Consider the following 3,489-nt stretch of genomic DNA (forward strand, 5'->3'; position numbering starts at 1 on the left):
GTTGTCCGGTTACTATTCCGTAGATACGCGGCGCGCGTCGCGGGGGTGATGGGAACCGGCGAAGACCACGGTGGAGGAAACATGGATCGGGTCAGTGGCAAAGTCGTCCTGGTAACCGGTGCGGGGCGGGGGCAGGGCCGCAGTCACGCGGTGTCGTTGGCCGAGGAAGGCGCCGACATCATCGCCTTCGACATCTGCGCCGACATAGCCAGCAACGAATATCCGCTGGCGACCGAAGCGGACCTCGCCGAGACCAAGGAATTGGTGGCCGAGACCGGCCGCCGGGTCGTGGCCGCACAGGTCGACGTCCGCGATCGCCCCGCGCTGCAAACGGCGATCGCGGCGGCCGTCGCCGAGCTCGGGCGCCTGGACGTGGTCGTGGCGAACGCCGGGATCTGCCCGCTGGGTCACCACGTCCCGTTGCAGGGCTTCGTCGACGTCTTCGACGTCAACTTCCTCGGCGTGGTCAACACCGTGCACGCGGCCCTGCCGCATCTGGGCGCGGGCGCGTCGATCATCGTGACCGGATCGGTGGCGGGCCTGGTGCCGCAGACCGGTTTCAACGGCCAGCAGGCGCTGCAAGGCCCGGGAGGTGACGGCTACGGCCTGTCGAAGAAGATGATCCGTTCCTATACGCAGACTTTGGCGCTGACGCTGGGGCCGAGCTCGATCCGGATCAACGCGGTGCATCCGACCAATGTCGACACCGACATGCTGCACAACCCGGGGATGTACCAGATCTTCCGCCCGGACGTGCGGAATCCGACGCGCGAGGACGCCGAGGTCACCTTCCCCTTCATGCAGGCCATGCCGATTCCCTTCGTCGAGTCCTCGGACATCTCGCACGCGGTCACGTTCCTGGCCTCCGACGAGTCGCGCTATGTGACCGGTTTGCAGATGTTCGTCGACGGCGGCGCGTCGTTGAAATTGGGCCTGGCCGGGCAGTGATGCGAATGCGCCTCACTTCAAGATGAGCATCGCGGACCGCTCGATGCGGTCCGCGATGTCGGAATACGATTCGTAGCCCATCCCGGCGTGGACCAGCGCCCCCGCGTAGAGCATTTCGAGCGATTTCAGAATATCCGCGTTGGGATTTCCGGACAGCGCGTGCGCGAGGCGGGTGCGAATTTCCAAGCCGATGCGCGACCGCAAATGCTCGACGTCGGGATCACGGCCGAGCAGCGCGCTGGTGACCGCGCCCGACAATTCCGGTTCGTCGGCGACCAGCAACGCGATGCTGCGGAGTTCGGCGATCACGCGCACGGTGGCGTCCGGATCGTCGCTCACGGGGGAGGGCGTCGCGCGCAGCCTGCGCCAGAAGATCTCCGCGACCAGGTGCTCCTTGGAGGAGAAATAGGTATAGGCGGTGGCGGTGCCGACCTTGGCGTTGGCGGCCACCATCCGGATGGTCATGCCGGCGAAACCCTCCCTGGAAAGCACTTCCAACGCCGACCTGGTGAGCTTGTCGACGGTGTCCGCCTGCTTCCCGGACAAGCGCCGCCGGGTCGCTTCGACGCTTCTGGAATGGCTTTCGGACATGTGTCTAGATACTAGTGTCGTTATTTCGTTCGAGCAACTTTCATGCCGCGGAAATCGTCGTGTGCTCGGCCACGAATTTGGTCACGGCCTGCTCGTCGCGCCGAGTGGCAGGCCGATGGCGGTCAGTTTGCCGGACAACCGCTCCAGGTAGGCGTGCACCGCGGGCTCGTCCCTGTCCGGCAAGCCGTATACGACGTCGGTGACGCCGGCGCGGTCCCACTCGGTCAGTCGTGCGGCGTGCGGCTTGTAGTCGAGTGCCACCACGCGCGGACGTCCGGGCCGCCCGGCCTGTCGCCAGATCTCGTGCAGCGACGCGAGACGATCGGAGATCTCCGTTTCCCCCGGGGTGGTGATCCAGCCGTCGGCGGACTCGGCGATCCAGCGGAAAGTGCGTTCGGTACCCGCCGCGCCGATCAGCACCGGCACCGAGCGACGCACCGGTTTCGGCCACGCCCAGCTCGGGCCGAAGCGCACGTACTCGCCGTCGAAACCGGCCTCGTCCCGGCTCCACAGCGCCCGCATCGCCGCCAAGTACTCGCGCAGCACCGTGCGTCGCTTGTTCGCCGGTACGCCGTGATCGGCGAGTTCCTCGGTGTTCCAGCCGAATCCGGCGCCGAGCACGACCCGGCCGCCGGAGAGGTGGTCCAGGGAGGCGATGGTTTTGGCCAGCGTGATCGGATCGTGCTCGACCGGGAGCGAGACGGCGGTGCCCAGCTCGATGTGTTCGGTGACGGCCGCCGCCATGGACAGCGCGACCCACGGGTCCAGCGTGCGCAGGTAGCGGTCGTCGGGTAGTGACGCGTCGCCGGTCTGCGGGTGTGCCGCGTTGCGGGCGACCGGGATGTGGGTGTGCTCGGGAACGTAGAAGGAGGCGAACCCTGCCTGTTCGGCCGCTCGTGCCGCCGCGGCGGGGGTGATGCCGCGGTCGCTGGTGAACAGGACGATGCCGAATCGCATGGAAATCCTTGCCTGGTCTGGTCGTTCGACGAACTGCGTGCGCTGCCGGCGTGGGGGCACAGGGGAAGGCGGCGCGTGAGCGAGGATACACCCATGTCTGGACAGCTGTATGGAATATAGTCCGATCGACGAGCCGGCTACAAGAACGTGTTCTCGATTTTCGTGCGGCTCGACTCGGTGGTCGCGCAGCGGATTTTCTTCTCGCGAGATCTCCCGTTCGGGATTGTCCTGAATAACTGTCAGTGGTACCGTCCAGACACATGTCCAGCTATGTGTCTCTCCGGATCGTCGCGCGGACGATAGTCGTTGAGAACTTGTTATCGAATTCGGAGTGTGGGCGATGACGGCTGTGGTGGGGCCGCTGGTGTTCGACCCGTATGACTACGGGTTCCATGAGGATCCGTATCCGATGTATCGGCGGTTGCGGGAGGAGGCGCCGCTGTATCACAACCCGGATGTGGGGTTCTGGGCGTTGTCGCGGCATTCGGATGTGGTGGGGGCGTTCCGCGACAGTGTGCGGTTGTCGAGCGCGAACGGGGTGTCGTTGGATCCGGCGGCGTGGGGGCCGCACGCGCATCGGACCATGTCGTTTCTGGCGATGGACGACCCGCGGCATATGCGGATGCGGCGGTTGGTGTTCAAGGGGTTCACCCCGAAGCGGGTCGCGGAGATGGAGGACCGGATTCGGGGGTTGACGTTGTCGTATCTGGAGCCCGTGGTGTCCGGTGGCGCCTTCGATTGGATCGATGAGGTCGCGGGCAAGTTGCCGATGGATGTCATCTCCGAGTTGATGGGAGTGCCCGCGGTGGATCGGGGGCAGATTCGCCGGTTGGCGGATCTGGTGGTGCACCGCGAAGACGGTGTGCTGGACATCCCGATGGCCGCTGTCGAGGCATCGATCACACTGCTGGGCTACTACACGGAGATGGTGGCCGAGCGTCGGCGTGCCCCGAAAGAGGATCTGACCTCGGCGTTGCTGGGCGCGGAGATCGA

General features: G+C 65.7%; 4 protein-coding genes. 2 read left to right on the forward strand and 2 right to left on the reverse strand.

The genetic code is table 11. The features are described 5' to 3' along the window. The first annotated feature begins 81 nt into the window (after positions 1 to 81). Positions 82 to 948 carry a mycofactocin-coupled SDR family oxidoreductase gene (locus tag ON21_RS12250; protein WP_039797961.1) on the forward strand — a complete coding sequence of 289 codons (867 nt, stop codon included), beginning with the start codon at positions 82 to 84 and terminating at the stop codon, positions 946 to 948. Between the two features lie 12 nt (positions 949 to 960). Here the strand turns inward: ON21_RS12250 and ON21_RS12255 are convergent, their stop codons facing one another. After that, complete coding sequence (locus tag ON21_RS12255; RefSeq protein WP_039797958.1) at positions 961 to 1,539, reverse strand: TetR/AcrR family transcriptional regulator; 579 nt, start codon at positions 1,537 to 1,539, stop codon at positions 961 to 963. 81 nt (positions 1,540 to 1,620) lie between these two features. Beyond that, positions 1,621 to 2,496, reverse strand: coding sequence for an LLM class F420-dependent oxidoreductase (locus ON21_RS12260; protein ID WP_039797959.1), 876 nt, complete (start codon positions 2,494 to 2,496; stop codon positions 1,621 to 1,623). A 340-nt stretch (positions 2,497 to 2,836) separates the two neighbouring features. Here ON21_RS12260 and ON21_RS12265 point away from each other — a divergent pair. Next, the coding region (locus ON21_RS12265) for a cytochrome P450 family protein (RefSeq protein ID WP_039797960.1) at positions 2,837 to 3,489 on the forward strand (653 nt) is incomplete at its 3' end.

Origin of the sequence: Nocardia araoensis NBRC 100135, assembly GCF_000308435.1 — a bacterium.
Classification (GTDB): Bacteria; Actinomycetota; Actinomycetes; order Mycobacteriales; family Mycobacteriaceae; genus Nocardia; species Nocardia araoensis.

Excerpts from the sequence above, each read along its gene's own strand:
- ON21_RS12250 (WP_039797961.1), top strand. The coding sequence starts at position 82 with ATGGATCGGGTCAGTGGCAAAGTCGTCCTGGTAACCGGTGCGGGGCGG.
- ON21_RS12255 (WP_039797958.1), bottom strand. The coding sequence starts at position 1,539 with ATGTCCGAAAGCCATTCCAGAAGCGTCGAAGCGACCCGGCGGCGCTTG.
- ON21_RS12260 (WP_039797959.1), bottom strand. The coding sequence starts at position 2,496 with ATGCGATTCGGCATCGTCCTGTTCACCAGCGACCGCGGCATCACCCCC.